The organism is Psychrobacter sp. W2-37-MNA-CIBAN-0211 (genome assembly GCF_040309405.1).
Taxonomy (GTDB): domain Bacteria; phylum Pseudomonadota; class Gammaproteobacteria; order Pseudomonadales; family Moraxellaceae; genus Psychrobacter; species Psychrobacter glaciei.
Genome location: NZ_JBEOOU010000505.1, coordinates 1 through 242, shown reverse-complemented (window position 1 = coordinate 242; position 242 = coordinate 1). Strand labels below are relative to the sequence as shown.

The following is a 242-nucleotide window of genomic DNA, read 5'->3' as shown; positions in this document are numbered from 1 at the left end:
GTACTGTTCGCAGGAATACCATCAAAGCTGATACCTGGCACACCATCCATCTCAAATGGGACGAGCAAGCCATGCCAGTGAATAGAGGTCGACTCATTCATCTGGTTATGGACACGGATGGTCACAGTATCGCCTTCTTGCATCTTTAGCGTTGGCGCTGGCAGTGAGTCATTGATGAGGGTTGCCATACTCGACTTGCCATTGACAGTAACGGGCTTCTTGCTGACATACAGGTCAAACTC

The 242-nt window shown here is 49.6% G+C and carries 1 protein-coding gene; it reads right to left on the bottom strand.

Annotation, left to right across the window (positions count from 1 at the left end):
• On the bottom strand, positions 1-242 hold a 242-nt coding region (locus AAEY72_RS16060), incomplete at both ends, for a multicopper oxidase domain-containing protein (RefSeq protein WP_352311668.1).